This window comes from Bradyrhizobium centrosematis (assembly GCF_045571495.1).
GTDB classification, from domain to species: domain Bacteria; phylum Pseudomonadota; class Alphaproteobacteria; order Rhizobiales; family Xanthobacteraceae; genus Bradyrhizobium; species Bradyrhizobium centrosematis.
Genome location: NZ_CP120703.1, coordinates 1,240,425 through 1,266,433 on the forward strand (window position 1 = coordinate 1,240,425; position 26,009 = coordinate 1,266,433).

Annotated in this window: 29 protein-coding genes; 17 read left to right on the forward strand and 12 right to left on the reverse strand. The window is 65.5% G+C overall.

The features are described 5' to 3' along the window. Nucleotides 1-86: 86 nt before the first annotated feature. The 5 genes from P6U31_RS05895 to P6U31_RS05915 form a co-directional block, all read right to left on the reverse strand. Nucleotides 87-929: a ChbG/HpnK family deacetylase gene (locus tag P6U31_RS05895; RefSeq protein ID WP_407187303.1), complete on the reverse strand. Its 843-nt coding sequence runs from the start codon at nucleotides 927-929 to the stop codon at nucleotides 87-89. Next, a complete protein-coding gene (locus tag P6U31_RS05900; protein WP_407187304.1) occupies nucleotides 926-1,963 on the reverse strand; it encodes a glycosyltransferase family 2 protein in 1,038 nt (345 codons plus the stop codon). Before P6U31_RS05900 ends, P6U31_RS05895 begins: the two co-directional genes overlap by 4 nt. 87 nt (nucleotides 1,964-2,050) lie before the next feature. After that, nucleotides 2,051-3,028, reverse strand: coding sequence for an ATP phosphoribosyltransferase (gene hisG / locus P6U31_RS05905; protein WP_128923547.1), 978 nt, complete (start codon nucleotides 3,026-3,028; stop codon nucleotides 2,051-2,053). A 2-nt stretch (nucleotides 3,029-3,030) separates the two neighbouring features. Further along, a complete protein-coding gene (locus tag P6U31_RS05910) occupies nucleotides 3,031-4,182 on the reverse strand; it encodes an ATP phosphoribosyltransferase regulatory subunit (RefSeq protein WP_407187305.1) in 1,152 nt (383 codons plus the stop codon). Nucleotides 4,183-4,311: 129 nt separating this feature from the next. Next, entirely contained in the window at nucleotides 4,312-5,067 is a 756-nt protein-coding gene (locus tag P6U31_RS05915; protein ID WP_407187306.1) for a 16S rRNA (uracil(1498)-N(3))-methyltransferase, read from the reverse strand. Nucleotides 5,068-5,278: 211 nt separating this feature from the next. Between P6U31_RS05915 and P6U31_RS05920 the strand changes: the two genes are divergently transcribed. Both P6U31_RS05920 and ubiA read left to right on the forward strand, forming a co-directional pair. Beyond that, entirely contained in the window at nucleotides 5,279-5,941 is a 663-nt protein-coding gene (locus P6U31_RS05920; RefSeq protein WP_407187307.1) for a hypothetical protein, read from the forward strand. Then, complete coding sequence (gene ubiA / locus P6U31_RS05925) at nucleotides 5,938-6,870, forward strand: 4-hydroxybenzoate octaprenyltransferase (protein WP_407187308.1); 933 nt, start codon at nucleotides 5,938-5,940, stop codon at nucleotides 6,868-6,870. The genes P6U31_RS05920 and ubiA overlap by 4 nt, the downstream gene beginning before the upstream one ends. A gap of 115 nt (nucleotides 6,871-6,985) precedes the next feature. Here ubiA and P6U31_RS05930 read toward each other — a convergent pair whose 3' ends face one another. Then, nucleotides 6,986-7,504 (reverse strand): DUF6101 family protein, encoded by a 519-nt coding sequence (locus P6U31_RS05930; protein ID WP_407187309.1) that lies wholly within the window; start codon nucleotides 7,502-7,504, stop codon nucleotides 6,986-6,988. Between the two features lie 263 nt (nucleotides 7,505-7,767). Here P6U31_RS05930 and P6U31_RS05935 point away from each other — a divergent pair, with 263 nt between their 5' ends. From P6U31_RS05935 to P6U31_RS05965, 7 genes are all read left to right on the forward strand, one after another. Then, nucleotides 7,768-9,171: a TldD/PmbA family protein gene (locus tag P6U31_RS05935; protein ID WP_407187310.1), complete on the forward strand. Its 1,404-nt coding sequence runs from the start codon at nucleotides 7,768-7,770 to the stop codon at nucleotides 9,169-9,171. Beyond that, complete coding sequence (locus P6U31_RS05940; RefSeq protein WP_407187311.1) at nucleotides 9,158-9,967, forward strand: 3'(2'),5'-bisphosphate nucleotidase CysQ; 810 nt, start codon at nucleotides 9,158-9,160, stop codon at nucleotides 9,965-9,967. The genes P6U31_RS05935 and P6U31_RS05940 overlap by 14 nt, the downstream gene beginning before the upstream one ends. Before the next feature lie 61 nt (nucleotides 9,968-10,028). Next, nucleotides 10,029-10,271, forward strand: a complete 243-nt coding sequence (locus P6U31_RS05945; protein WP_024337533.1) for a DUF4170 domain-containing protein — start codon at nucleotides 10,029-10,031, stop codon at nucleotides 10,269-10,271. Beyond that, entirely contained in the window at nucleotides 10,268-10,981 is a 714-nt protein-coding gene (locus tag P6U31_RS05950; protein ID WP_407187312.1) for a lysophospholipid acyltransferase family protein, read from the forward strand. The genes P6U31_RS05945 and P6U31_RS05950 overlap by 4 nt, the downstream gene beginning before the upstream one ends. Beyond that, nucleotides 10,944-12,290 (forward strand): 3-deoxy-D-manno-octulosonic acid transferase, encoded by a 1,347-nt coding sequence (locus P6U31_RS05955; protein WP_407187313.1) that lies wholly within the window; start codon nucleotides 10,944-10,946, stop codon nucleotides 12,288-12,290. The genes P6U31_RS05950 and P6U31_RS05955 overlap by 38 nt, the downstream gene beginning before the upstream one ends. After that, nucleotides 12,283-13,299 carry a tetraacyldisaccharide 4'-kinase gene (lpxK, locus tag P6U31_RS05960; RefSeq protein ID WP_407187314.1) on the forward strand — a complete coding sequence of 339 codons (1,017 nt, stop codon included), beginning with the start codon at nucleotides 12,283-12,285 and terminating at the stop codon, nucleotides 13,297-13,299. The genes P6U31_RS05955 and lpxK overlap by 8 nt, the downstream gene beginning before the upstream one ends. Before the next feature lie 276 nt (nucleotides 13,300-13,575). Then, nucleotides 13,576-13,911, forward strand: coding sequence for a GYD domain-containing protein (locus tag P6U31_RS05965; RefSeq protein ID WP_407187315.1), 336 nt, complete (start codon nucleotides 13,576-13,578; stop codon nucleotides 13,909-13,911). Between the two features lie 851 nt (nucleotides 13,912-14,762). On the opposite strand, the gene P6U31_RS05970 is transcribed toward P6U31_RS05965, so the two are convergent. From P6U31_RS05970 to P6U31_RS05980, 3 genes are read right to left on the reverse strand one after another with little or no spacing between them, the layout of a single operon-like run. Next, nucleotides 14,763-15,140: a TadE/TadG family type IV pilus assembly protein gene (locus tag P6U31_RS05970; RefSeq protein WP_407187316.1), complete on the reverse strand. Its 378-nt coding sequence runs from the start codon at nucleotides 15,138-15,140 to the stop codon at nucleotides 14,763-14,765. After that, the gene (locus P6U31_RS05975) at nucleotides 15,137-15,640 is read right to left on the reverse strand and encodes a TadE/TadG family type IV pilus assembly protein (RefSeq protein WP_407187317.1); all 504 of its coding nucleotides are present in this window, start codon (nucleotides 15,638-15,640) and stop codon (nucleotides 15,137-15,139) included. The genes P6U31_RS05970 and P6U31_RS05975 overlap by 4 nt, the downstream gene beginning before the upstream one ends. 11 nt (nucleotides 15,641-15,651) lie before the next feature. Next, nucleotides 15,652-16,965 (reverse strand): pilus assembly protein TadG-related protein, encoded by a 1,314-nt coding sequence (locus P6U31_RS05980; protein WP_407187318.1) that lies wholly within the window; start codon nucleotides 16,963-16,965, stop codon nucleotides 15,652-15,654. Nucleotides 16,966-17,125: 160 nt separating this feature from the next. Between P6U31_RS05980 and P6U31_RS05985 the strand changes: the two genes are divergently transcribed. Then, a complete protein-coding gene (locus P6U31_RS05985) occupies nucleotides 17,126-17,428 on the forward strand; it encodes a hypothetical protein (protein WP_407187319.1) in 303 nt (100 codons plus the stop codon). Nucleotides 17,429-17,549: 121 nt separating this feature from the next. Here P6U31_RS05985 and P6U31_RS05990 read toward each other — a convergent pair whose 3' ends face one another. Continuing rightward, entirely contained in the window at nucleotides 17,550-17,774 is a 225-nt protein-coding gene (locus tag P6U31_RS05990; RefSeq protein ID WP_407187320.1) for a DUF2093 domain-containing protein, read from the reverse strand. Between the two features lie 176 nt (nucleotides 17,775-17,950). Between P6U31_RS05990 and P6U31_RS05995 the strand changes: the two genes are divergently transcribed. Both P6U31_RS05995 and P6U31_RS06000 read left to right on the forward strand, forming a co-directional pair. Next, nucleotides 17,951-18,775: a dienelactone hydrolase family protein gene (locus tag P6U31_RS05995; protein WP_407187321.1), complete on the forward strand. Its 825-nt coding sequence runs from the start codon at nucleotides 17,951-17,953 to the stop codon at nucleotides 18,773-18,775. A 56-nt stretch (nucleotides 18,776-18,831) separates the two neighbouring features. Beyond that, a complete protein-coding gene (locus P6U31_RS06000; protein ID WP_407187322.1) occupies nucleotides 18,832-19,128 on the forward strand; it encodes a hypothetical protein in 297 nt (98 codons plus the stop codon). A 190-nt stretch (nucleotides 19,129-19,318) separates the two neighbouring features. Here P6U31_RS06000 and xseA read toward each other — a convergent pair whose 3' ends face one another. Further along, nucleotides 19,319-20,938 carry an exodeoxyribonuclease VII large subunit gene (gene xseA / locus P6U31_RS06005; RefSeq protein WP_407187323.1) on the reverse strand — a complete coding sequence of 540 codons (1,620 nt, stop codon included), beginning with the start codon at nucleotides 20,936-20,938 and terminating at the stop codon, nucleotides 19,319-19,321. A gap of 171 nt (nucleotides 20,939-21,109) precedes the next feature. On the opposite strand from xseA, the gene P6U31_RS06010 reads away from it, so the two are divergent. The 5 genes from P6U31_RS06010 (at nucleotide 21,110) to P6U31_RS06030 (ending at nucleotide 25,014) form a co-directional block, all read left to right on the forward strand. After that, nucleotides 21,110-21,913: an acetoacetate decarboxylase family protein gene (locus P6U31_RS06010; RefSeq protein WP_407187324.1), complete on the forward strand. Its 804-nt coding sequence runs from the start codon at nucleotides 21,110-21,112 to the stop codon at nucleotides 21,911-21,913. A 148-nt stretch (nucleotides 21,914-22,061) separates the two neighbouring features. Continuing rightward, nucleotides 22,062-23,237 carry an ABC transporter substrate-binding protein gene (locus tag P6U31_RS06015; RefSeq protein ID WP_407189774.1) on the forward strand — a complete coding sequence of 392 codons (1,176 nt, stop codon included), beginning with the start codon at nucleotides 22,062-22,064 and terminating at the stop codon, nucleotides 23,235-23,237. A gap of 29 nt (nucleotides 23,238-23,266) precedes the next feature. Beyond that, nucleotides 23,267-23,992 carry an SDR family NAD(P)-dependent oxidoreductase gene (locus tag P6U31_RS06020; protein ID WP_407189775.1) on the forward strand — a complete coding sequence of 242 codons (726 nt, stop codon included), beginning with the start codon at nucleotides 23,267-23,269 and terminating at the stop codon, nucleotides 23,990-23,992. 121 nt (nucleotides 23,993-24,113) lie between these two features. Further along, nucleotides 24,114-24,695, forward strand: coding sequence for a DUF1349 domain-containing protein (locus tag P6U31_RS06025; protein WP_407187325.1), 582 nt, complete (start codon nucleotides 24,114-24,116; stop codon nucleotides 24,693-24,695). 130 nt (nucleotides 24,696-24,825) lie between these two features. After that, the gene (locus P6U31_RS06030; protein ID WP_407187326.1) at nucleotides 24,826-25,014 is read left to right on the forward strand and encodes a hypothetical protein; all 189 of its coding nucleotides are present in this window, start codon (nucleotides 24,826-24,828) and stop codon (nucleotides 25,012-25,014) included. 112 nt (nucleotides 25,015-25,126) lie between these two features. On the opposite strand, the gene P6U31_RS06035 is transcribed toward P6U31_RS06030, so the two are convergent. Further along, nucleotides 25,127-25,894, reverse strand: coding sequence for an IclR family transcriptional regulator (locus P6U31_RS06035; protein WP_407187327.1), 768 nt, complete (start codon nucleotides 25,892-25,894; stop codon nucleotides 25,127-25,129). Between the last annotated feature and the right edge of the window lie 115 nt (nucleotides 25,895-26,009).

Consider the following 26,009-nt stretch of genomic DNA (forward strand, 5'->3'; position numbering starts at 1 on the left):
TTGTGGCCCCAACAGTGCCGGCCGGATTAAATTTCGGTATGCGACAAGCTGCCCCTTAGCTGCTCCTTGGCCCGCTTTTCGGCGGTTCATGCCAGTGTCACGTTGCTGTCCGCCAGCAGGCGGGCGAAGGCATCGCTCTTGAGATAGGCGTGCTCGCGCTCGCGGACGTCGGTCATCGGGTCGAGGTTGGTGAGAACGTCGTCGACGAAGCCGGGATGGCACATCACGAGGCCGCCATCCGGCAGGCCTTGCAGGAATTGCCGCATCAATTCGCCGAAATCGGCCGCGCGCGTGAAGTCATAGGCGCCGGCAAATCCGGGATTGAAGCTGAGGCCGGCACTGCCGGCGCGGCGACGGAATTGCGCGCTGAAGATGTCGAGCACCATGGCCTTGGGCGAGGCCAGCCGCTGCTTCAGCGGCAGGTCGCGGCCGCCCTGGCGCACCCAGGCGTTTGGCGCGCCTTCGCTGACCGCGTCGACAAAGCCGTCGCGCACCTGCGGATAGAGCTGCACATGCTGATGGCCGTCGACGAAGTCGGGCGCGCGGCCGAACGCGTCCATGAAGGCGGCGAGCTGCGCCTTGACCTCGTTGCGGACGAATTCGCGGTCGAGCCGACGCATCAATCCGGCGCGCAGCAGTTTCGGAAACGGCATGAACATGTCGCCGTCGAGCGGATGGAAATGCATGGTGAGGGGGCGGAACGGCGCCGACAGCGTCACGTGCAATCCGATCGCGCAGCGCGGGCTCGGTGTCGCCGAAGCCTGCAGCGCTTCGATCTCGCCGCGCTCGATCGCCGGGCCCACCATCATCACCGAGGTGGCGTTGAGGCGGCCGCGTTCGATCAGGTCGCGGATGGCGCGGTTGACGCTCGGGCTGATGCCGTAATCATCGGCGCAGAGCCAGATCCGCCGCAGCGGCGCCGCGCTCATTCGGCCGCTGTCCTGTTCGCGGCGTCGTCGGCCTCGAAGTGCTTTTCGCTGTGTTCGGCGACGAAGTAGATCGGACGCGCCTTCAGCTCGGAGAGGATCTTGCCGATATATTCGCCGACGATGCCGATCATGATCAGCTGCACGCCGCCGATCGTCATCAGGCCGATCACGAGCGAGGGATAGCCGGGCACCTGCTTGCCGGTCGTGAACACCTCCCAGAGGATCGAAAGGCCGAACAGGAATGCGCCTCCGGCGAGAATGACGCCGAGCAGGCTGGCGAAGCGCAGGGGCGCCACCGAAAACGAGGTCAGGCCCTCGATCGAAAGGCCAAGCAGGCTTGCGGCGTTGAAGGTGGTGACACCATGCGCGCGCGCCGCAGGCTCGTAGTCGACGCGGATCTGGCGGAAGCCGATCCAGCTTGCCAGGCCCTTGAAGAAGCGGTTGCGCTCGGGCAATTGCCTGAGGGCTGCGACCGCGCGCGGCGACAGCAGGCGGAAGTCGCCGGCGTCCTCCGGAATCTTCTGGCGGGCGCCCCAGTTGATCAGCGCGTAGAAGCCGTGCACGGAGATCCGGCGCAGGAAGCTCTCGTTGTCGCGATGCGCCTTGGCGGTATAGACGACGTCGTAGCCGTCATCGATCCAGTGTCGCACCAGCTGCTCGATCAGGGCCGGCGGGTGCTGGCCGTCGCCGTCCATGAACATGACGGCGCCGAGCCGGGCATGGTCGAGGCCGGCCATCAGCGCCGCCTCCTTGCCGAAATTGCGCGACAGCGACACCACTTGGACGTCGATCGCGTCGGCCGGCAGCGAACGGGCGATCGCCAGCGTTGAATCCTTGCTGCCGTCGTCGACATAGACGACCTCGCAAGACAGCCGATAGCGCTGCCGCACGGTCTTGGCGAGATCGCAGATGCGCTGATGCAGGGCGGCGAGGCCCGCCGCCTCGTTGTAGAGGGGGACGACTATCGACAGTCCCTTCGCGGCAGCACTGCCTGCGGTGGTGGTCATGCCGGAAACGTCAGAGCCCAGCGTCATCGATCGAGGTTCCAGAGGCGTTCAAAGTCATCTCAACAGCATATGGTAGCCGCCGTTTGCTGTCGCAAAGCTGAATGGACCTGGGACTCACCGCCGCAGGAACGCCTCCAGCTTGGCGAACAGCGGGTTCTCCCGGTCGAACACGTAGTCGAGCGAAACCACCGAGACGGTCTCGGCGCCATGCTCGCGCAGGAAGCTCGCCAGCGCGTAGAGCTGCCCCGGCGGGCAGTGCAATGTCAGCATGCCTGACGAGGTCGGCCCGCCGAACGGCGCCTCGACGCCGTACCGGCTGTGGGCTTCGCCGAGCAGGGCGGCATCGCACTGCCGGAAGCGGGTGCGGACCTCGCGGTATTTGTTGGCCCGCGCCCTTGCCGCGATGTGGTCGAGGATGACGCGCGCGGTCTCCCGCGCCTGCGGCGACCAATCGGCATCTTTCGACGCCACGAGATTGGCCTGGCTGCGCAGGATCACGCCGTCGTCGAGCACGCGCAAGCCGTTGGCGGCGAGCGTCGCGCCGGTGGTGGTGATATCGACGATCAGCTCGGCACTGCCGGCCGCCGGCGCGCCTTCGGTCGCCCCTGCGCTTTCGACGATGCGGTAATCGGTGATGCCGTGGCTCTGGAAGAACGCGCGGGTGAGGTTGACGAACTTCGTGGCGACCCGCATCCGCATGTGATGCTGCTCGCGGAAGCCGGTGGTGACGTCGTCGAGATCGGCCATGGTGCGGACGTCGATCCAGGCCTGCGGCACCGCGACCACGACGTCGGCATAGCCGAAGCCGAGGCCCTCGATCAGCGACACGCGCTTATCGGCGTCGGCGATGTTCTCGCGCACCAGGTCCTCGCCGGTGACACCGAGATGGGCGAAGCCGCGCGACAGTTGCGATGCGATCTCGCTCGCCGAGAGATAGGCGACCTCGACATTGTCGAGCCCTGCGATGGTGCCGCGATAGTCGCGCGCGCCGCCGGCCTTCGACAGCTTCAGGCCCGCACGGGCGAAGAAGGCTTCGGTATTTTCCTGCAGGCGGCCCTTGGAGGGAACGGCCAGAACGAACGGCGCGCTCATGATTAAGCTCCCCCCTTGCGGCCGATCTTGGTCAGCGCATCCACCCAGACCGAGAAGCCCACTGCGGGGATCGGCTCGGCCGATCCGAGCTGGGTCATCAGCCCGTCATAGCGGCCGCCCGCGACCAGCGGCTCGGCCCCGTTGCCGCGGTGATGCAGCTCGAATTCGAAGCCGGTGTAGTAATCGAGGCCGCGTCCGAAGGCGCTGGAGAAGCGCGTCTGCTTCACGTCGATGCCGCGTGCCGCCATGAAGCCGACGCGGCTCTCGAACTGGTCGATGGCCGCCCCAAGGTCGAGTCTGGCATCGGCGGTGAGCGCGCGCAGTTCGGCGATCGCATCGTCGGGATTGCCCGATACGCCGAGGAAGCGCTTGAGCACGGCGATCGCCTCGCGCGACAGGGCACCGCCCTTCAGTGTCGATTGCTCGAGGAAACGGTCGGCGATCTCGGCCGTGGTACGGCCGCCGACATTGGTGGTGCCGGCGATCGACATCAGGTCGGTGACGAAGGCCAGCGCCGCCTTGCGGTCGGAGCCGGCGAGCGCGGCGAGCACGCCCTCATATTCGCTGCGGGCCGCGGTGGTCGCGGCCGCCAGCCGCTCCAGATCCTGCTCCAGGCTGATCTTGCGGTTGAAGTCCTTGACCAGGCGGCGGCGCCAGACCGGATAGAGGTCGAGCGCATCGAGCAGGGCGTTGAACAGCGCGACGTCACCGGTGCGGATCTCGACGTCGCGGACGCCGAAGGCCGCCGTCGCCTCCAGCGCCAGCGCCAGCATCTCGGCGTCAGCCGCGGCACGGTCCTGACGGCCGAACGATTCGATGCCGGCCTGCAGGAATTCGCTGGTCTGGCCGCTGCGGTAACGAAACACCGGCCCGAGATAGCTGAACCCCGCCGGCTGGCCCGCGCGGGACGAGGCGAGGTAGTCGCGCGCCACCGGAATGGTCAGGTCGGGGCGCAGGCAGAGCTCCTCGCCGGAGAGGTCCGTGGTCAGGTACAGGCTCTTGCGGATGTCCTCGCCGGAGAGGTCCAGGAACGGCTCGGCCGGCTGCAGGATCGCGGGCTCGGCCCTGACATAGCCGGCCTGCGTGAACGACAAGAGCAGCGTATCCGCCCAGGCGGCGGAGCCGGCAGCATTTGAGGTGGCAGTCGCGGTCATGACAGGGGTCCATCGTCCCGGTGGAACCGGGCAGGGCAAGGGAGGCGAATTGGCGCAGCCCTTAGCATGGCCGATGCGCGGTTTCGACCTCCAAAGGATCAATCGCTTAACGCGCGGGCAATGCCGGCATCAGGCGGATCGGCCGCCCCAATCGCCCAGCACCGCCTGCACCAGCGCCAGCGCCGCCACCGCGGCCGTGTCGGCGCGCATGATCCGGGGACCCAGGGCCAGCCGCAGGATCTTGGGCTGCCGCAGCAGCAGGGCTCGCTCTTCCTCGGCAAAGCCGCCTTCGGGCCCGATCAGCACGTCGATACCGTGTCCGGCTGCGCGGGCGGCTTGCAGGCTTTGAACTGGGTTTTCGAGCTCCGCCGCCTCGTCGCAGAAGATCAGCAGGCGACCGGCGGGGCGCTGGCTGAGGTATCGCTCCAGCGGCACCGGCTCGGTCACGGTGGCGATGCTGAGGATGCCGCATTGCTCGGCGGCCTCGACGACATTGGCCCGCATCCGCTCGGTGTTGACCCGGGAGGCCTGAGTGAACCGGGTCAGAACCGGATGCAGCGCGGCGGCGCCCATCTCGATCGCCTTCTGGACCATGTAGTCGAGCCGGGCATGCTTGAGCGGGGCGAAGACGTAAGCGAGGTCGGCAAGCCGATCCTGCGGCCGGGTCTGCTGCAGGATGACGAGCCCATCGGGCCGCTTGCGGCCTTCGATGGCGGCCTGCCACTCGCCGTCGCGGCCGTTGAACGCCAGAACCTCGCCCCCGGCGGCAAGCCGCAGCACATTGCCCAGATAATTGCTCTGGTCGCGGTCGAGCGCGACCCTGGCGTCCTGGGCCAGGGGGGCATCGACGAACAGGCGGGGGGCGCGAAAATCGTGCGAGGGCATCGTCCAAAAGTCCAATTTGGCGCCGTTATTAACCGAAAGCCGGCGTTTCGGGGGTAAATATTGCCAAATCAGTGCGTCGGCGCGCCGCGCTCTTGCCCTATTCGGCGGGTTGTTAAGCGCCGGCGGGAATCGTAAAATCGCGAGCACGCTGGTTGCGCTTCAATTGGGAAGACGCTGGACCCCGTAAGCTCCTGCCGGAGAGACTTTCTTGATGATCCGTCATTTGATGGTTCCGATCACTGCCGCCATGGTCACGCTGGGCGCTGCGGGCGCTCATGCGCAGAGCGCCTTCCCGGCGCCGCTGCCCGGTCAGGCTCCGACCAGCTCCCCGTTTCCGTCCGTGAACGGCTCGGCGCCGGTCGCCTCCGTCGGCACCGCTCCGCAATCGTCCTTTCCCGTGAACGGCGCCGCGCCGATCGGCGGCCCCGGCGCTTTCGGTGCGGCTCCGCCGACGCAGGCCGGTCCCGGCGAGGACTGCATGAAGGCGTTCATGCCCCTGCGCGAGGAAGCCGAGAAGCGCGGCAAGCTGATCAAGGCGGCAAGCGACCGTCACGCGCCCCCGGACGAGGCCTGCAAGCTGATCCGTAATTTCAGCCAGGCCGAGACCAAGATGATCAAGTACATCGAGACCCACGCTGCCAAATGCGGAATCCCGCCGCAGGTCGGTGCGCAGATGAAGGACGGTCACAAGAACACCGAGGCGATGGCGACGAAGGTCTGCAATGTCGCGCTGCAGATGCAGCAACAGCAGGCACGCCCCGCAGGTCCGTCGCTGAGCGAGGTGCTGGGCTCGGGCTCGGCGCCTGAGGCCAATGCCGGCAAGAAGGGTGGCAGCACCTTTGACACGCTCAACGGCAACGTCCTCACAAGATGAGCGACACATCCGCCCGCGTTGCCGATTCCACCGGCAACTGGGTCGATACGCTGGCGCCGCCATGGGCGCGGCCCTACCTCCGCCTGTCCCGCTTCGATCGTCCGATCGGCTCCTGGCTGCTGTTGATGCCATGCTGGTGGTCGGCGGCGCTCGCCGCCGCCATGGCTCATGATGTCCGCGGACTGCCGCTCACCATCGTGCTGTTTTTCGTCGGCGCCTTCGTCATGCGCGGCGCGGGTTGCACCTGGAACGACATCACCGACCGCGACCTCGACGACAAGGTCGAGCGCACGCGCTCGCGGCCGCTGCCGTCGGGACAGGTGAGCACCAAGCAGGCGCTGGCCTTCATGGTCGTGCAGGCGCTGATCGGCCTTCTGGTGCTGCTGCAGTTCAACCGCTTCGCGATCGCGACCGGCATCGCCTCGCTCCTGATCGTTGCGATCTATCCCTTCATGAAGCGCATCACCTGGTGGCCGCAGATCGTGTTGGGGCTTGCCTTCTCCTGGGGCGCGCTGATGGGCTTTGCCGTCACCTTCGGCCGCATCGATGTCACGGCGCTGGTGCTCTATGCCGGCGCGATTTCCTGGGTGATCGGCTATGACACGATCTACGCGCATCAGGACGCCGAGGACGACGCGCTGATCGGCATCAGGTCGACCGCGCGCCTGTTCGGCGCGCACACGCACCAGGCGCTGATCCTGTTCTACGGGCTTGCGGTGATGCTGATCGGCGTCGCGCTGGCCTCAGGTGATGCGCGCTGGCCGGCCTGGCTCGGGCTCGCAGGCTTCGCAGCGCATCTGGCCTGGCAGATCGCGCGCCTGCGGATCGACGATCCCGAGCTGTGTCTGCGCCTGTTCAAGTCGAACAAGCATGCGGGCTTGCTGCTGTTTGCGGGATTGCTCGCGGACGCGGTGATGCGGGCGGCGTGACGCAAAAATGCGTAGGGTGGATTAGCGAAGCGTAATCCGCCTTCTGTCGAAGTGGAAGGCAAAGAGGCGGGTTACGCCTTCGGCTGACCCGCCCTACGGCAGCTGTGATGGCCGCCTAATTCCGCGCGATGATCTCGCGTTCGCCCTGATGCACAGCCAGCTCGCGCGCCATCGCAACACGCCGGCGCATCAGGAATTTCGGGCGGCGGGCGCGGATCGCGTTGGCGCGGCGACGACGCGATGCGGGCTTGCGGGCGCCCTCGTCGAGCTGAGGCAGCGCGAAAATCTCGCTCCAGATCGCCCAGGCCTGCGCGATCTCGTCAGCATCGGCGCTGATCAGCAGCGGAACGGAGAGCGAGGGATCGCGATGCACGAGGACGAGGGTCTGCGCTTCGTCGTTGCCGCGCAGCGCGACGCCGGTGAAGTCGCTGACGCGGACGTTGATCGCCATCTGCATACCGCGCACGGCACGGCGCAGCACCACACGCTCGCGATGAAGCTCGATCTGCCTTGTGTATCCGTCGGCGCGCGGATCATGCGCATCGAAGCGGACCGGAAGGGAAAGAGGGTCGAGCCGCAGCGAGCGGCCCGACCCGGCGGGGTTGACCCCGCATGTTGCTGTTTGACGCCTCAAGGCTTTAGTCTCCCCGCCGGGATTATGTTCCCGGTCGATGCGAGGACCTTAGCGCGCGCCGCTCCAATACCGCTTAAAAAGGCTGGTTAACCCACCGTCACTACCACTCATGATTGACAAGACCTTGGCACGCATGATTGACGAGACGTTGCGCCGATGGTGCGAATCTGAGCTTTTGGCGGGCTGAAAATGCTTGAAGTCCGCGCGATCAGGGCACATCTGTGGGTTCCAGTCCCGCGCCCCGCCCCAACAGGATTTCGTTCGTGAACTCTTCACCAAGCTCGACGTCTTCGACCCAAAAATCTTCCGGGGCCAATCGCGACCTGTTCGACCAGTCTGCGCTGTCGGACCTCGCGCAGCGCCTGGTGGAGGCGGCTAAGCGCGCCGGCGCCGATGCGGCCGATGCGGTCGCGGTGCGCGGCGTCTCGCAAGGTGTCGAGGTGCGGGATGGGCGCGTCGAGGAATCCGAGCGCTCCGAGGGCGACGATGTCGGCCTCCGGGTGCTGGTCGGCCAACGCCAGGCGGTGGTCTCAACCAACGACGTCAGCGGCGATGCGGTGACCAAGCTTGCCGAACGCGCGGTAGCGATGGCGCGCGTCGCGCCCGACGACAAATATGTCGGCCTCGCCGATCCCGCGCTGCTCGCGCGCGATTTCCCGGACCTCGACCTGCTCGACCCCGATGTGCCCACGACGAGCGAGCTCGAGCGCCGCGCGCTCGCGGCCGAAGCTGCGGCACTCGGCGTCAAAGGCGTGACCAAGTCCGGCGGCGCCTCGGCCTCCGCCGGCATCGGCGGCATGGTGCTCGTCACCTCGACCGGCTTCCACGGTTCTTACTTGCGCTCCAGCCAGGGCATCTCGGCCACCGCCATCTCGGGCGAAGGCACCAGCATGGAGCGCGACTACGACTTCACCTCGGCGCCGCATGCCGCCGATCTATTGTCGCCGGAGGCCGTCGGCCGTTCTGCCGGCGAGCGCACCGTGGCGCGCTACAATCCGCGCAAGGTCGAGACCTGCAAGGTGCCGGTGGTGTTCGATCCGCGCGTTGCCGGCTCGCTGGTCGGCCACCTCGTCGGCGCCATCAACGGCGCCTCGATCGCGCGCAAAACCAGCTTCCTAAAGGACAAGCTCGGCCAGCAGCTGTTCGCCAAGAACATCCGCATCATCGACGATCCCCTGCGCCGGCGCGGCCTGCGCTCGCAGACCTTCGACGCCGAGGGCGTAGCCGTGAAGAAGACCGCGCTGATCGACGAGGGCGTGCTGACGACCTGGCTGCTCGACTGCGCCACCGCGCGCGAGCTCGGCCTCGTCACCACCGGCCATGCCCATCGCGGGGTGTCGTCCTCGCCCTCGCCGGGACCGTATAATCTGCATCTCGAAGCCGGCACGCCGACGCCCGCCGAGTTGATCTCCGACATCAGCCAAGGCTTCTACGTCACCGATCTGATCGGCTCCGGCGTCAACGGCGTCACCGGCGATTACAGCCGCGGCGCTTCCGGCTTCTGGATCGAGAACGGCCAGATCACCTATCCCGTCAGCGAGGTGACGATCGCCGGCCACCTGTTCGAGATCTTCAAGTCGATGCAGCCGGCGAACAATCTCGAATTCCGCTACGGCATCAATGCGCCGACGGTGCGCATCGAGGGTTTGACGCTTGGCGGACGCTGACGCGAACGACACCATCCTGACGCGCGATGCTGCGCTGCTGCAAGACACGGTGCGGGAAGCGGGTGCGCTGGCGCAGTCGATGTTCCGCACCGAGCTGAAGAAGTGGACCAAGGGCGCCTCCTCGCCGGTGTCGGAAGCCGACATGGCCGTCAACGACCTGCTCGAAACGCGCCTGCGCAGTGCGACGCCGGATTATGGCTGGCTCTCGGAGGAGAGCGTCGACGACGCGACCCGGCTGTCGCGTCGGCTGACCTGGATCGTCGATCCCATCGACGGGACGCGCAATTACCTCAACGGCCATGACGATTGGTGCGTCAGCGTCGCGCTGGTCGAGGATGCGGCGCCGGTGCTGGCCGCGGTGTTCGCGCCGACGAGCGGCGAGTTCTTCTTCGCCGCGCGCGGACGCGGCACGACGCTCAACGACGTCCCGGTGCGGGCGAGCTCAGGAGCCGAGCTGGACTTTGCCCGCGTCGCCGGCCCAAAACCTCTGGTCGAGCGGTTGAAGCCGTCACTCGGCGACATCAAGCTGCATCCGCGAATCGGCTCGCTCGCGCTGCGCCTGTGCCGGGTCGCCCATGGTGCGCTGGATGCGGCTTTTGCGGGGGGCAACAGCCATGATTGGGACCTTGCGGCGGCCGATTTGATCGTGCAGGAAGCCGATGGTAGGATGAGCGACCTCTCCGGAGAACCCATCCTCTATAACCGCCGGGAAGTGGCGCACGGGGTGCTGGTGGCAGCGGGGCGCGATCGTCATGCGGGCATAGTCGCGCATTTTCGAAACCGCCCCTTGGCCTGAAGCGCTTTCGTCGTGCTTGTCGATCACTGCTTTGCCGGGCAGCCCGTTAGGAACAGAACTCATGCCAGATAGTGCCCCGCAACAACTGCTTCACCTTGTCATCGGCGGCGAGCTCGTCGATCTCGAGCACAACACCTTCAAGAATCTGGACGACGTCGACATCGTCGGCCTGTATCCGAACTATGCCGCCGCCCATGCCGCCTGGCGGGCCAAGGCGCAGAGCACGGTCGACAACGCGCAGATGCGCTACTTTATCGTCCACCTGCATCGGCTGCTCGATCCAAATCAAGAACCGGCGCGTTGAAAAGACTGCTTCGCAATACGCTGCGAAGCAGCTGGTTTCAGCGTGCCGTCGGGGTCCTGGCGGCCGAATATCTGCGTCTGGTCTGGCGGACCAACAAGTTCACGTTCGATCCGCCAGACGTCTACGACATCGTCGAGCCGCAAATCCCGGCGATCTTCGCCTTCTGGCACGGCCAGCATTTCCTCACCCCCTTCATCAAGAACAAGGACTCCTATCGGGCGAAGGTCCTGATCTCCCGTCACCGCGACGGCGAGTTCAACGCCATCGCGGTGGAGCGGCTCGGCATCGGCCTGATCCGCGGTTCCGGCGATCACGGCGGCGCGTTCCACCGCAAGGGCGGGGTCGGCGCGTTCAAGGAAATGGTGCGGACGCTGCAGGACGGTTGTAATGTCGCGCTGACCGCCGATGTCCCCAAGCGTGCGCGCGTGGCCGGGCTCGGCATCATCATGCTGGCAAGGGAATCGGGGCGGCCGATCATGCCTTTCGCGATGGCGACCAGCCGCTTCATCCGGCTGAAGAACTGGGACCGCACCACCATCAATTTGCCCTTCGGGCGGGGCGCACTGGTCGGCATCAAGGAAATCCACGTTCCGCCGGATGCCGACGCCGACACGATGGAAGCACTGCGGCTGGAGCTGGAAGAAACCTTGAACGAGGCGACCCGCCGCGCCTATGCGCAACTTGGCCGTCCGGGACCCCAAGATGGCTAAATCGCTGCCCATTGCGCTGCCGATCACGCTGCGGATGTACCGGCGCCTGGCTTCCGGCCTGGTGCCGCTTGCGCCCGCGCTGATCAAGCGGCGGCTGAGGCAGGGCAAGGAAGACCCCGCGCGCGTCGGCGAGCGGCGCGGCCTGTCCCGCGACGTGCGGCCGCACGGCCCGCTGGTCTGGATCCACGGCGCCAGCGTCGGCGAGGTGCTGGCCGCGGCGGCGCTGATCGAGCGCCTGCGCGATCTCAATCTGCGCATCCTGCTCACATCGGGCACCGTCACCTCGGCCGCGGTGGTCGCGAAGCGCTTCCCGCCCGATGTCATCCATCAATACGTGCCCTATGATTCGCCGCGCTATGTCGCGCGCTTCCTCGACCATTGGAAGCCGTCGCTGGCGCTGTTCATCGAATCCGATCTGTGGCCGAACCTCATCCTCGCCGGCGCAGCGCGCCGGGTGCCGATGGTGCTGATCAACGGGCGGATGTCGCCGCGCTCGTTCCCGCGCTGGCGGCGCATGCACAGCACCATCTCGGCACTGCTGTCGCGGTTCGACATTTGCCTGGCGCAATCGAAGACCGATGCCGAGCGCTTCTCTGCGCTCGGCGGCCGCGACGTGGTCACGACAGGCAATCTCAAGCTCGACGTGCCGGCGCCGCCGGCCGATTCCGCCAAGCTCGAGCGGCTGATCGCGATGACGCGTGGGCGGCCGGTCATCGTCGCGGCCTCGACCCATCCCGGCGAGGACGAGATGCTAGTCGCGGCGCATCGCAGCCTGGTCGGATTCTTCCCGCAGCTCCTCACCGTGATCGTGCCGCGACATCCCGATCGCGGCTCTTCGATAGCGGGCTTGATCACCGCCTCGGGCTTGACGCCGGCGTTGCGCTCGCGCGAGGAGCTGCCGACCGCGACGACCGACATCTATGTCGCCGACACCATGGGCGAGCTCGGCCTGTTCTATCGTCTCTCGCCGATCGTGTTCATGGGCGGGTCGCTGGTCCATCACGGCGGGCAGAATCCGATCGAGGCGATCAAGCTGGGCGCCGCGATCGTTCATGGCCCGCACGTCTTCAACTTTGCCGACGTCTATGAGGCGCTCGACGGCAGTGGTGCGGCGCGCCAGGCCGATACGCAGGAGGCGTTGGTCAAGCAGCTCGGCCAATTGCTGGCCGACCCAGTCATGCGCGACAAGATGCAGCGGGCCGGCGCGGGCGTGGTGGAGCAGCTCGGAGGTGCGCTCGATCGCACCATGACCGCGCTCGAGCCTTATCTGTTGCAATTGCGAATCGAAATGGGAGCCGCCAATGCGTGAGCCGGCCTTCTGGTACCGGTCACGCTCCCCCCAATCCTATGCGTTATGGCCGCTCGGTGCGCTCTACGGCGCGATCACCGGGCGGCGCATGCTGCGTAAGGGCGTGGACGCCGGCATTCCCGTGATCTGCGTCGGCAATTACCATGTTGGCGGCGCCGGCAAGACGCCGACCGTGCTGGCGCTGACCAAGCTCCTGCGCGAGCTCGGCGAGACGCCGGTGGTGCTCAGCCGCGGCTATGGCGGTCGCTTGCAAGGCCCTGTCATGGTCGATCGCGAACGTCACACCGCCTCGGACGTCGGCGACGAGCCGCTGATGATGGCGCGCGATGTCCCCGTCGCGGTCGCACGCGATCGCCTCGACGGCGTCGCGTTGGCGACGTCGCAAGGCGCCACCGTGATCCTGATGGACGACGGTTTCCAGAACCCGCGCCTGGTCAAGGATGCTTCGCTGATCGTGATCGACAGCGAGCGCGGCCTCGGCAACGGCGAGGTGTTTCCCGCCGGCCCCTTGCGCGCTCCGCTGCAGGCTCAGCTCGCGCGCACCGACGCGCTGGTGCTGATCGGCGATGGCCGCGCGGCCAACGATGTCGCGGCAGAGCTTGCCAAGCGCAACAGACCCGAGCTGCGCGCGCGCCTGAAGCCGGATGCGAAAACGGTCGCGCAGCTCCTCGGCAGGCCAGTTCTCGCCTTCGCCGGCATCGGCGATCCCGAGCGCTTCTTCCGCACCCTTCGCGCGAGCGGCATCGACGTCGCGCGCACGCGGCCCTTCGCCGACCACCACATGTTCTCGACCGACGAGCTCGCCGCGCTCGCGGCCGAGGCACAGCGCGAGCAACTGACGCTGGTGACGACGGAAAAGGACCTCGCGCGTCTGCGCGGCAGCAAGGGCGTGCCTGAAAACATCGTGCCGTTCGCCGTCCAGCTCGCGTTCGATGAACCGGCAAAGCTGCGACAATTGATCAGCGACCACCTCTACAAGGCGCGCGAGCGCAGGTTCTCCCGGCGTTGATCTCGGAGCGCGAGCACGCTTGCGCTTATGCCCATTCGGATGCGCTCCAGCCAAAGTCAGAGTCACGCCTGCTGGCGAATCCACTTCCGCGCCTTCGCGAGTTGATGTAGCCTCGCATGAGAGCCGTCACCGGGACGTGCCGAACTCCCGGCAATTATCGGCGGCGTTGATGCCCACGGCGGGCGATGAATCTTCGCATATCAAGTGCAGCGGCCGTAACGATCAGATCGGAACGGCACGGAGAGTTATTGCCAACAGTTCAGAGGAGAGCATGCCATGCATTTTTGCCTCACCGGACAATATACGCCACGCGCTCTCAATGCCATTTTGGAGAATCCCGCAACCAATCGCCAGGAGGCGGCCCGAAAACTCGTCGAGGCGGCCGGCGGAAAGCTGGTCTCGATGTACAGCGTCGCGACCGACGGCCCAGGCGTCCTGGTGATTTTCGATGTGCCTGATCCCAGTGCGGCTCCCGCCATTTCAGGCCTGACCGTCACGGCGGGCACGCTGCAGAACGTGAAGCTGGTTCGGTTGTTCACGCAAGACGAGATCAAGCAGGTTCGCCAGAACGCGGTGAAGCTGCGTTCTTCGTATTCGCCGCCCGGAAGCTGATATCCGGATTCAAGGCGCAGCCGCCGCAGTCGGACGACGCGGCGGCTGCTCTCATCTCAAACTCAGAACCATGTCTGCGACGCGGCGAGGGGCATGCTCACCATGCCCCGACAGCCATTAATCCGATAATGGTCAGGCACGAGACGCAGGCCACCACGACAGTATAACATTCCGGCGTATTCATCGGCGGCTCCCAAACTGTTGCGAAACGCTTGGTCACTGCTACCTGTGGGGATGTTAGCGGCCTTGCTGCCGCTTCAATTCCGCGCGTCGCGACCGGGATCTCCGTGGACGTCAATTCTCTCATCCTCACCCTGACCGACTGAGTGATGATGCGCTTCGTGCGCTTCAGAGCGCTTAGTTGCGGTCAGAAGCTGCTTCCGCATTTCAGCGAGACGGGCGCGGCAATATTCACGATAGAGTCGGTCCAGTATGGCGGGCATGATCACCCCCATCGTTGACTTTCGATCTACAGATGTCCCACCGCGAATTTCCGAGGTGATCGTAGCCCGCCGGACGGCTCTTCGATATGAGCCCGTTCACACACTGCGCCAATTCCAGAACTCGACGACTGTGCTTGCTTGATTGACGGCGCGACAAAAAGGGGCAAGGCCAGGTTAATTGACGCCCAGTTTAGCGGCCTTGTGTTTCACGAGGACTTCGTCAAACAACTTAAGGGCGCCGAATCGCGGCGCAGAATCCAACCACAACGCGAAATGACTCATCAGAGGCTGCAGGCAAGCTTCAATGCAAGCAGAGCAGCGACAGAGATCATTTTGCTGGGAATCGGCAAAGTGCGTCCGCGCACGCGTACTACATTGTTAGAGCGGCCGAGCGGCGCCATCGTGCACTCAGCTCGGGAAGCATGCCCGGGCGGTCAGCGTCATCGGGGACAGATTGAGGATGTGCGGAAACTCAAATGGATAACTCGCGCTGACCTGGTTGCCGCATGCCGCCGTGGCAAAGGTGAATGTCCCCGCAGGCAGAGTGAGGCCGAAGGCCTGCTGGGCAGCGTAGCTCACGATCGTGTTGCTATTTGAACAGAGCGTGGTGTTGACCGTTGCGCAGCGCGCCGCCATTTCGCTCGCATGCTGGATTCCCAGCTGCGTCCAGAACAGCAGTCCGCATTCGATGATCCCAAAGATGAATAGGAAGAATGCGGGAGCGGTCAGCGCAAATTCCAGCGCTGACGCCCCCCGAATGTCTCGCCATAGAGCGGTGAGCTTCACTGCAGCCTCGCAGTGGACTGTGCGGTATACGTGTAAGTGGCCGCCACGATCTGATAATCGATTAGCGTATAGTATGTCGCCCGCGCCGAAACCGTCGTATAGGTCCCAGCCTGCGCGCCGCCGGCGCAAACTGTCCCGCACGTGACGGTGCTGACTCCCGCAGTGGTCGGGCATCCGCAGAATTGCACGGGCGGCGGCGAAGCAGTGATGCCCGTGGCGTTGGTGGCGCTTGCTACCGCGTTCGAGATGCCGCTCGTGTCGAAGCCGCGCGCAATTGCGTATTGCGCTCCCGCTTGTGCGGCATTTTCGACCTGCATCTTGCGATAGAGTGCAAGCCCGACATCTGTGACCGAAACGATCATCAACGACAGCAGCGGGATCAGGATGCCGAATTCGGCGGCCGCGACGCCCCGTTCGTCGCAGGCAGCGGCGCGCAGGTGCCGCGCCAGAGAACCGAGCATTCGACGACGGTGCTTAGATGAGAAGCTCTGGACTTGCATCGCTCCGATCCTCATTCGATGAGCTGCGCGGTTTGCGAACCTATGGTCGCGGTGCCGAGCGCAGTGCAGTTGACCTGAAGGTTCGACGTGCCGGTGAAGGTCAGAGTATCCGCGACGATCTTGGTGCAGGACGTGCTCGTGCCGTTGCCGCCGCTGAAGCTGAGGTTGGCCTTGGGCAGGTAGATGGCGCCGCCGAAATTCTGTGTGCTGCCGCCGGTCAGATTGAAGGCCGTCCCGGCCGGCATGTTGCGGTCGCCGTACATGACGATGCCCTTTGTGGGGCCGCTGGTCGGTGCGGTCAGATCGATGGTCGCATTGGAGCCGATTGAAGCCGTGCCCCAGTTGCTTCCAGAGCCCGTGAACACCAGGGTCACGCCGCTGCCGGTAATGGTGGCATTTCCGGCCACGCTCAAGTTGGCCCCATCCAGATAGTAGATGCCTGGATTCAGGTTCAGGACTGCGCCGGCATTGACCGTGATGCTGCCCGTGTAGCAGCCGGGGTCGAGCGAGTTGGTTTTTCCATTGGCGTTGACCGTGATCTTGGCATTGGTGCAACTCGGCTTCGCCGGCGGAGAGACGTTGGCGTAGGGATCGGCGACAGCCGCAATGTGCGTCTTGATTCCGTTGCTGGCTGTAATGCTGCTCGCGCCGGAGACGTCCCCGACCACCCCGACCTGATTTGCGGCGACCGCGGCGCTGCCGGCCACGTTGAGCGAGGGGCTGGCATTTGAGTTGCTGTACAGGTTGCACTTGATCAGGTTCAGCTGGTTGCCGCCGCTGACGTTGACGGCGGGACTTGCGCCTGAGTTGAGCGCAAGGACGCAGCCTGTGCCGGAATTCGGCATGGCGACTGAGCGGGCGGAAATGAGGACAGGATCCGAGCCGAACAAGGCTGACAGCAGCCGCTGCTGCGGCTGACTCACGATGACTTCGATGGCCTGCAAGTTCGATGCGTAATTACCGGACTTCGGTGGCTGGTTCACCGTGACCGTCACGTTGTTCAACCCGCTGGGATAGCCGTAGCTTGCCGTCACCGCTTTGGCTTCGGACGACGGGTCCGTCCCTGCGCTCGCGGCGGTCGCAGCGCTGACCGCGCCGGAATCTGCCGCGCTCTGCATGTTCTTGTGTTTGTAGTACCACCAGCCCACTTCGGTTCCGAGGCCTGCGGTCCCGACCAGGACCGGCATCAGCAACGCCGAAATGATCACGTAGCTTCCGGACTGGTCTCGAGCGAATCGGTCGAGCAGGCCGACCTTTCCTTCGTGCCGACGAGCTGGGCACGATGTTGCATCGAACCGACGGCTGTAAGATTTCCGGGTTTTCATGCGCGTTCCTGCCCGATTGCCACTTTTTCCCGTTCGGAAGTGTGGTGCCGGCCGCCTTAAATCAGCCTCAACGGGAGCGGGACAATTTTAGAGATCACCGACATTCAGCCGGCATTCATGGCCGCGCTCGTATCGGTACATCTCCGCCCAGGAGAGTACGATGAAACTGCGGTCCGCGATCGTTGCCGCCGGCCTCATATGTCTGCCGGTTTTGCCCGCCCTTGCTCAGCCCTCGCCTGCCGCTCCGACCGGCACCGTGCCGGTTCCCGCGACCAAGCGGGTCACGTGTCTTGCGACGACGCAAAATCTGAAGGGACAGGACAGGCGCGACCAGCTGCAGCTCTGCATGGCGCAGGCGCGGCTCGATTGCCTGAAGCAGGCGATCGATCAGAAGGTCGTCGGGGAAGAGCGGAAGAGTTTCGTCAAGACCTGCGTGGGCAGCGATGGTCCTGACCCGCAATAGCCGAGCGCTGGATGGAAGTCAGTGCCGTAGAGTCGGCAATGCAACGCATGCCCACCATGTTGCCCGCGATCGCAAGGAGCTGGTGGCCTCGGCGCGAGGCGCCTTTGTCCACCTGACGCGATCACGCTTGCTTCAGCGCGCCCGGAAAATGCCGCTGCAGCACGGCGGCCGGCGTAGCGTAGGCCTCCTGCAGATCCACGCTCCAGTACTTCAATTCGTCGAGCGGGATGCGGGCGTCGGTGATCGCGCAGCGCACGAAGGTCCCCGGCGAGATCACGCGGAAATCGCCGTCGAGATATTGCACCTGCGCTTCGCCATGGCCCGAGGGCCCGAACTTGTTCAGCACGGCCGAAAGTCTCCGTGGAAGGCCGCTCCGTGGACATTCCGGGAGGGCACGTTGTGGTGGACGCGATGTAGCACAGATAGGGTGGCTTGTCCGCCCGGTAAACCCACCGGTTTGTGATGTTTTGCCGCCGTTTCCGCATGATAGTGCTGAGCCGAAGGATCCCGCGGCAGAGCCCGATGCGCCCAGCGTTAACCGCCCTGTTCCTGATGCTGTCGATGTCGGCCGCGCCCGCCGCGCCGGCGCCGCAGCCGGTCGAGATTCCGCTGGCGTCGGGCGTGCTCCATGCGCAGCTCTACAAGCCCGAGGGACTAGGCCCGTTTCCGGCCGTGATCGCGCTGCATGGCTGCGGCGGGCTCGGTGGCCATTCCGACGCCGTGCTGCCGCGCTATCGCGACTGGGCCGAGCGCCTGCTCAGGGGCGGCAATGCCGTCCTGCTGCCTGACAGCTACGGCTCGCGCGAGCTCGGGCCGCAATGCCGCGTCAAGGAGATGCACGTCAAGGCGCGGCGCGAACGCGTGGCCGACATCGCGGCCTCACGGGCCTGGCTGATGAAGCAGAGCTGGGTGGCGCACGACCGCGTCAGCCTGGTGGGCTGGGCCAATGGCGCCAGCGCGCTGCTCTGGGCCGTGCGTCCGCAGAGTGCCGCGCGGGATTTGGCTCCGGATTTCCGCGCGGCGATCGCGTTCTATCCCGATTGCCGGATTTCCGCCGGCCTCGGCTGGAGCACGCGGGTGCCGACCTTGGTGCTGATCGGCTCCGACGACGACGTCTCGTCTCCGCCGGCCTGCCGCCAGATGGTCGAGGGCGCGCACGGCCGCAGCGCGCTCGCGCGCATCGTGGTCTATCCCGGCGCCAATCACGATTTCGACCGCGCCAACACGCCGCTGCAGGCAGCTGGCGGTAGCAACGATGCCGCCGCGCCCGAGCTCGGTCATCTCGGCACCGATGCGGTCGCGCGCGCGGCCTCGCAGAAAGAGGTTGCGGAATGGCTGGCGCGATAGATCGGATCAGCGGGCTCGCCGCGCCGTAGTTCGGAAGAGCGAAGGCGGGGCCGCCCGTGGAACAAATTCAGGCGGACGGCCCCGCATCGACCACCGCCCTGCACGGAAAATGGCCTACCGGGAATATACGGATCGCGCATGGATGCGGTTTCAGCACGTGTCGGCGCCATCATTCGACCACGATGTCGATTAAACGCAAACCCATGCGCAACCGCATCACCCTCTTTGCGTCCGCCCTGATCGTCTTCACCGTCGCGATCCTGCTGTTCGAAGCCCAGGCCGGCACGTCCCACCGCGCGCCGGACCATTGCGGCTTCTGGACCACGATCGACGCGGGATTGTCGTGTAGGTAGGCACGCCTCTATTGATCCCGTCACCCTGAGGTGCTCGCCTCTTCGGCGAGCCTCGAAGGGCGACGGCCCAGCTGCATCTCGGCCGCTCATCCTTCGAGGCTCACCTTGCGATGCGCGGCATCGCAAGCCTCGCACCTCAGGATGACGGGCTGACACTCGGACTGCCGCGATAGCAGAGGCGCGACCAGCCTCAGAACAGGCTGCCCTGATCCACCGGCTTGGCCAGGCGCCTCAGTGCTGGCTTCGTCTCCGCGGCCGGCTTGGCCTGTGCTGGCGCGCGCTTGGCCGCAGCTGCCGGGCGATCCGCATCCGCGGTCGCGCCGACGCGGCCATCGGCGAACTCGATCTCGACACGCGCGCCGGGGCCGATCGCGTCCGCCGCATGCACGGGATGTCCGGCCTCGTCGCGCACCAGCGCAAAGCCGCGCGCGAGCACGCTACGATAGGACAGCGCCGAGAGCAGCTTGCCGCTGTTCTCGACCCGCGCCTCCAGCCGCTGCAGCAGCGTGACAAGCGCGCGGCCGGCGCGCTCGCTCAGCCGTTGCGTGCGCTCGCGCTGGCGGGCAATCGCGTTGCGCTGCGCCTGCGCGTTGGAGAGCTTTGAGGCGCGCAGCCGCACCTCCAATCCCGCAAAGCGGTCGCGCCGCCGCCGCAAGAGCGAGCGCGCGGACAGGCCGAGCCGCTCGCCGCACACCGTGAGCCGATGATCCGCCTGCGAGATCTGCCCGTGCAGCACCCGCAGCGTCAGTTTTGCACTCGCCGCGGTGAACCTGCGGAAATGCGCGTGCGTGTTGGCCTTGAGACAGCGCGGCAGGGACGCGCCCGCCGAATCCAGCCGCTGCCGCGGGATCGCCAGCACATCGCCGGCCCCCGGCAGCGCGCGGGCGGCGGCGCGCAGCTCGCTGCGGCGCCTCTCCTGGGCGCGCTGCCAACAGGCGCGGGTACGGCGGCCGAGATCGGCGACCTCGACGAAGAGGTCGCTGCGCACCGGCACCGCCATCTCGGCCGCGGCCGTCGGCGTCGGCGCGCGCTTGTCGGCGACGAAGTCGATCAGCGTGATGTCGGTCTCGTGCCCCACCGCCGAGATCAGCGGGATCATGCTCTCGGCTGCGGCGCGGACCACGATCTCCTCGTTGAACGACCAGAGATCCTCCAGCGAGCCGCCGCCGCGCGCGACGATGAGCACATCGGGGCGCGGAATCCTGCCGCCCTCCGGCAACGCGTTGAAGCCGCGGATCGCGGCCGCGACCTGCTCGGCCGAGCCTTCGCCCTGCACCTTGACCGGCCACACCAGCACGCGGCGGGGAAAGCGGTCCTCCAGCCGGTGCAGGATGTCGCGGATCACCGCGCCGGTCGGCGAGGTGACGACGCCGATCACCTCGGGCAGCCAGGGCAGGAGCTGCTTGCGCGCCTCGTCGAACAGGCCCTCGGCGGCGAGCTTCTTTTTGCGCTCCTCCATCAGCGCCATCAGCGCGCCGATGCCGGCCGGCTCCAGCGCCTCGATCACGATCTGGTATTTCGAGGAGCCCGGATAGGTCGTCAGCTTGCCGGTGGCGATCACCTCGAGCCCTTCCTGGGGCTTGAAGCGCATGCGGCCGTGCACGCCTTTCCAGATCACCGCCTCGATCTTGGCGCTCTCGTCCTTGAGCGCGAAATAGCAATGGCCGGAGGAATGGGCGCCGCGGAATCCCGAGATCTCGCCGCGGACCCGGACATGGCCGTAGGTGTCCTCCACCGTCCGCTTCAGGGACTGGGACAGCTCGGAGACGGTGAATTCGAAGGCGTTGTTGAGTTGTTCCGCAGGCGGCATTGAGCAAACGATTCGGCATTGGGGGTCAGACCCACGTTTAAGGATTTTCGCGGCGCGGCGCCAATCGATTCGATGGCCCCCAGGAACCGCCCTGGGGAGGCGGCTTGACTCACCCATGATTTCATATATGAAAATTAGAAATCATATATGAAGTAGGAGGAAGCGGCCCTGATGACCGTGGTGACCGATCCCGACGACCCGCGCGGACGCATGTTCGGGCAGTACCAGCTCAAGCCGAACAGTGGGGTCAATCCACCCTATTCGCCGGCTTATCCGGTGGAGTGGGGCTGCACCTTGCGGACCGTCGAGATCATGACCCGCGTCGCGCCCGGCAAGGTCGCGACACTGCTCGCCGAGACTCCGTTCGAAATCGCCAGCGACCGCGTCGCCTTCCGCTTCATGCGGTCCCCTGGCCATTCCCTCGCCGTGCACGCGGGCGAGATGTTCGATCTGATGATCTCGGTGCCGGTGCGCTACAAGGGGCTGTTCACCGAGACGCATATCTTCATGTATTGCAGCGATCCCATGGGGATCTGTGCCGGGCGCGAGGTGTTCGGCTACACCAAGAAGGATGCGCATTACGCCTTCGACGAGCACCCGGACGGCTCGATCACCGGATGGGTCCGGCGCCGCGGAATTCCACTGGCCGATTTCGCTTTCACGCCGGATGCGTCCGCACCCGTCGTCCGCATCGTCGATGGCGGCGAGCTGCCGGCCGGCGAGATCCATGTGCGCCGCTTGCCGCATCCTGAGCGGCTCGGCACGGCCTATGCGGACATCGCCTATCGCCGCACGCCGTTGAAATACTCCAAGCCGGTCCCGGGCCGTGCCGCGATGACGCTGCACGCCAGCGCGTACGATCCGATTGCCGAGCTCGAGCCGGAAATTCTCGGCGCGCATTTCATGGTGTCGGACGTCTATGGCGGCGGATTTGAGGTCGAGGACCGCAGGCTCATTGAGCGCCTCACGCCCTGAGCGGCAAGATCAGCCTGCGTCATGTACATGCGGGCGGCAAACATTGGGAAGAAACACGCACAAGGCAAAGGAGGGTCTGCACATGGCAGGACGAGTTCGGGTGAGCCGCCGCCGGCTGCTGGCGGGCGCCGGCGGATTGGCGCTGGGCATGATGCGGCTCGGTGCACGGGCGCAGGACGCAAAGCCGCTCCGCATCGGCGTGCTGACGGACATGTCCAGCCTCTATGCCGATGTGACCGGGCCCGGCTCGCTCCTGGCTGCAAGAATGGCGGTCGAGGATTTCCAGGCGTCGGCTCCTAAGATGACCCGGCCGATCGAGATCATCAGCGGCGACCACATGAACAAGGCCGATGTGGGTGCCAACATCGCGCGGGAATGGATCGATCGGCAGGGCGTCGATGTCATTGTCGATGCGCCGAATTCGGCCGTCGCGCTTGCGGTCCGCAACATCGTGCAGCAGAACAACAAGACCCTGCTGGTCTCGGGTGCCTCCTCCTCGGATCTGACCGGCAAGTCCTGCTCGCCCAATCTCGTGCACTGGACCTACGACACCTACGCGCTGTCGTCGGGCGTCGCGCGCGCCGTCGTCGAGAGCGGCGGCAAGAGCTGGTTCCTGCTCACCGCCGACTACGCCTTCGGCCATGCCATGGAAGGCGACATCAAGACTGTCGTGCAGAAATTCGGCGGCAAGGTTCTCGGCGGCGTGCGCACGCCGATCAACACGCAGGACTTCTCCTCCTTCCTCTTGCAGGCCCAGTCCTCGAAGGCGGAAATCATCGCGCTGGTCAATGCCGGCGGCGACACCATCAATTCCATCAAGCAGGCGGTCGAATTCGGCATTCCCCAGGGCGGTGAGCGCGTGGTGGCGACGGTGCTGTATCTCAGCGACGTCCATTCGCTCGGCCTGAAGATTGCGCAAGGGCTGCAGTTCACCGAATCCTTCTACTGGGATTTGAATGACGACACGCGCGCCTGGACCAAGCGCTTCGCCCCGCGCAACAACGGCCGCTATCCGACCGCGCTGCATGCGGGGGCCTATGCCACCACCCTGCACTATCTCAAGTCCGTCGATGCGCTCGGCGCCTCCAGCGACGGCAAGGCCGTCGTCGAGCAGATGAAGAAGCTGCCGACCGATGATCCCCTGTTCGGCAAGGGCAGCGTGCGCGCGGACGGTCGAAAGCTGCACAACATGTATCTGTTCGAGGTGAAAACCCCCGGAGATTCCAAATATCCCTGGGACTATTACAAGCTGGTCAAGACCATCGCGCCGTCCGAGGCCTGGCGGCCTCTGGCGGATGGCGGCTGCGAATTCCTGAAGTCGTGACCGAGAACGATCGGCCCCCGGTCGCGCTGGTGACCGGCGGCGGGGGCGATATCGGACGCGCCATTGCGCTGAGATTGGCGCGCATGAGCGATGCGGTCGCGGTCGTCGATCGCGATGAAGCGGCTGCCAATGCCACTGCCCGGCTGGTCGAGGAGACCGGGGTGAGGGCGCTCGCCATCCGCGCCGATGTCTCGAGCGCCCGGGATACGGTCGCCTTCGTCGAGGCGACCGAGGCGCGCCTGGGGCCGATTGGCATCTTTGCCAACAATGCGGGCATCGAGGGTGTCGTCGCTCCTCTTCACGAATACCCCGACGACACCTTCGATCGATTGCTGCAGGTGAACGTGAAGGGGGTTTTCCTCGGCCTCAAGCACGTCATCGCAAGGATGATGCAGCGTGGGACGGGCGCGATCATCAACACTGCGTCGACGTCCGCGATCCGGGGGCGCGCAGGACTCGCTGGCTATGTCGCCTCGAAACATGCCGTGCTCGGGCTGACACGCACGGCAGCGCTCGATGTGGCAGGGACGAGGATCAGGATCAACGCCGTTCTGCCCGGACCGATCGAATCGCGCATGGTCCGGGAATTGGAAGGCCAGGCGCGCGACAGCGCCATTGCCTTGCGCCGAAACGTTGCGACCGTGCACGGGCGGCAGCAGGATGTCGCGAACGTCGTTGCTTTCCTTGCCTCCGACGAGGCTGCCCACGTGAATGGCGCGGCCTGGGTCGTGGACGGCGGAATGACCATCGCCTGAAGCGAATGGCTTTGGGTAGAATCGCTTGCCGCGGGTCCGGTTCAACCTCCAAGGCGGACCTGAGAGCGGACAGACGAGTTGTGCTCAGCAGGTGCATTGGCGTTCGAATGGAGCGTGTGGAATGTTTGGCAAGTCCGGCGGCGTTTGGTTGAACGAGCCGAGGAAGTGGTCCGAAAAGGACAATTACCTCTGGCTGGAAACGGACCAGGCCACCGATTTCTGGCGCGAAACTCATTACGGCTTCATCCGCGATAGCGGACACTTCCTCGCTTTTCAGGCGGGAGATGCGTTCACGGCCGAGCTTCGCGTCCGGAGCAATTTCAAGGCGCTGTACGATCAAGCGGGCTTGATGGTGCGTATCAATGAACGGTGCTGGCTGAAGGCTGGAATAGAGTTTTCGGACGGGCGCGCCATGCTGTCCAGCGTGCTGACTGCCGGGCAATCGGACTGGGCAACGGCACCCTATGAGCACGACCCCGGTGACCTTCGACTGCGTGTCACGATCGCGCAGGGCGTCCTGCGCTTGCAGGCCTCCAGCGATGGAAAGACATGGCCGCTGATGCGGCTTGCGCCATTCCCCCGGAGCTCTTCCTATCTTGTCGGACCTATGGCCTGCACGCCGGAGCGGTCCGGGCTTGAGGTCGCCTTTTCCGATTTCCGGCTGACGCCACCGCTTGGCAAGGAGCTTCATGATCTCGGGTGAGGAGCACCGGCCAAGGAGCGTCAACGGAATTGGGAACAATGCCGAGGCGACCTGATTGGAACGTTGGTACGCTCCATCCGGGATAGACCAGCGAGCTTCCCGGGAGGCGTCTTATCAGGAGGAGCCACCAATGGATGACGAACGAAAATCATCAAAGGCGGGGCAACAGGCCGCTGAAGGCTTGCGGGAAGCGACTTCCAGGGACGAAGCGAAGACCGAGAGCAGGATGGGGCACGATCTAGCCAACGGGGCTGATCGTTTCGAAGAACGCTCGAAAAGCTCCGATGGGAAAAGCGCAGAGGAGAAACAAAAACGGTGAATCCAGGCAGCAGGCCCGTCGCGGCCTCCTAAGTCTCCAAGGCCTTGAGCACGACCGGTAGATCGGCCCGCGCTGGTTCTCGCTCCCTTATGCAGCCTGATTCCAACGTCCGTCAGGCAACGCCGCCGATCTTCTCGGAGACGGTCCTCGCCGCGCTGCGCAGCTCGGCGGCGATGGCGCTGGCTTCCGCGGCGGGGATTTGATCCTGCCTCACCAGCGGGACGGTCATCGCGGCCACGGCGCGGCCGGAGACTTCGATGATCGGGCAGCTATAGGCAAGGATGCGGGTATAGCCGTCGTCATTGGAGAAGTTTCCTCCCTCCGCCGAAATGCGGTCGAGCGCGGCAAGCGCCTTCTTGATGCTGATCCGGTCATTGGTCGCGATGACCTGCGCAAGCTCCTGGCGCCGGCCCTCGAGCTGAAAGGCCGCCAGAACCTTCGCTGACGCGTATTGCTGGGTGAGCGGAAACACCGCGCCGACCTTGACCGACCAGCCCATCAACCATTCCGGCTCGATCCGGGCGATCACCATGAACTGCTCGCCGTGCAGCACCGTCAGGTGGCAGGACAATTGGACGCGCGAGGCGAGCTGCTCCATCACCGGCAGCGCCGCCTTCAGCAGCCGCTCGGTCGGCGGGAATTGCGAGGCGATCCGGAACAGTTTCAGCGTCAGGGTGTATTCGCCGGTTGCGGGGTCGCGTGCGACATAGCCACGGCGCTCCAGCGCCACCAGCATCCGGAAGATCTCGCTCACGGAGCGGCCGACGCGTTCGGCGAGCTGCTTCTGGCTGAGGCCCCGTGCGGCGCCCGCCAGCGCCTCCAGGAGGTCCAGTCCCTTCTCCAGGGCGGGCGCGCCTGCTTGCGGCTTCTCTGGGTTCATCGATCAGGCCTTTGAGAATGCACTGCCGGGAGCACAAATTGGCAGTGCGCTTTCGTGTACCCGATCGCCCAAGGGCCGAAAAGCCGTTCGCGAGTGAACGCCTGTCCGAGGTGAA

Bases quoted from the DNA above. Each gene is read 5' to 3' on its own strand.
- P6U31_RS06035 (WP_407187327.1), bottom strand. From the start codon at position 25,894: ATGAACCCAGAGAAGCCGCAAGCAGGCGCGCCCGCCCTGGAGAAGGGA.
- P6U31_RS05975 (WP_407187317.1), bottom strand. From the start codon at position 15,640: ATGCAAGTCCAGAGCTTCTCATCTAAGCACCGTCGTCGAATGCTCGGT.
- P6U31_RS05980 (WP_407187318.1), bottom strand. From the start codon at position 16,965: ATGAAAACCCGGAAATCTTACAGCCGTCGGTTCGATGCAACATCGTGC.
- lpxK (WP_407187314.1), top strand. From the start codon at position 12,283: ATGCGTGAGCCGGCCTTCTGGTACCGGTCACGCTCCCCCCAATCCTAT.
- P6U31_RS06030 (WP_407187326.1), top strand. From the start codon at position 24,826: ATGGATGACGAACGAAAATCATCAAAGGCGGGGCAACAGGCCGCTGAA.
- P6U31_RS05895 (WP_407187303.1), bottom strand. From the start codon at position 929: ATGAGCGCGGCGCCGCTGCGGCGGATCTGGCTCTGCGCCGATGATTAC.
- P6U31_RS05900 (WP_407187304.1), bottom strand. From the start codon at position 1,963: ATGACGCTGGGCTCTGACGTTTCCGGCATGACCACCACCGCAGGCAGT.
- P6U31_RS05920 (WP_407187307.1), top strand. From the start codon at position 5,279: ATGATCCGTCATTTGATGGTTCCGATCACTGCCGCCATGGTCACGCTG.
- P6U31_RS05995 (WP_407187321.1), top strand. From the start codon at position 17,951: ATGCGCCCAGCGTTAACCGCCCTGTTCCTGATGCTGTCGATGTCGGCC.
- P6U31_RS05985 (WP_407187319.1), top strand. From the start codon at position 17,126: ATGAAACTGCGGTCCGCGATCGTTGCCGCCGGCCTCATATGTCTGCCG.
- xseA (WP_407187323.1), bottom strand. From the start codon at position 20,938: ATGCCGCCTGCGGAACAACTCAACAACGCCTTCGAATTCACCGTCTCC.
- P6U31_RS05955 (WP_407187313.1), top strand. From the start codon at position 10,944: ATGCGCAACTTGGCCGTCCGGGACCCCAAGATGGCTAAATCGCTGCCC.
- P6U31_RS06025 (WP_407187325.1), top strand. From the start codon at position 24,114: ATGTTTGGCAAGTCCGGCGGCGTTTGGTTGAACGAGCCGAGGAAGTGG.
- hisG (WP_128923547.1), bottom strand. From the start codon at position 3,028: ATGAGCGCGCCGTTCGTTCTGGCCGTTCCCTCCAAGGGCCGCCTGCAG.
- P6U31_RS05915 (WP_407187306.1), bottom strand. From the start codon at position 5,067: ATGCCCTCGCACGATTTTCGCGCCCCCCGCCTGTTCGTCGATGCCCCC.
- P6U31_RS06010 (WP_407187324.1), top strand. From the start codon at position 21,110: ATGACCGTGGTGACCGATCCCGACGACCCGCGCGGACGCATGTTCGGG.
- P6U31_RS05945 (WP_024337533.1), top strand. From the start codon at position 10,029: ATGCCAGATAGTGCCCCGCAACAACTGCTTCACCTTGTCATCGGCGGC.
- P6U31_RS05910 (WP_407187305.1), bottom strand. From the start codon at position 4,182: ATGACCGCGACTGCCACCTCAAATGCTGCCGGCTCCGCCGCCTGGGCG.
- ubiA (WP_407187308.1), top strand. From the start codon at position 5,938: ATGAGCGACACATCCGCCCGCGTTGCCGATTCCACCGGCAACTGGGTC.
- P6U31_RS05965 (WP_407187315.1), top strand. From the start codon at position 13,576: ATGCATTTTTGCCTCACCGGACAATATACGCCACGCGCTCTCAATGCC.
- P6U31_RS06015 (WP_407189774.1), top strand. From the start codon at position 22,062: ATGATGCGGCTCGGTGCACGGGCGCAGGACGCAAAGCCGCTCCGCATC.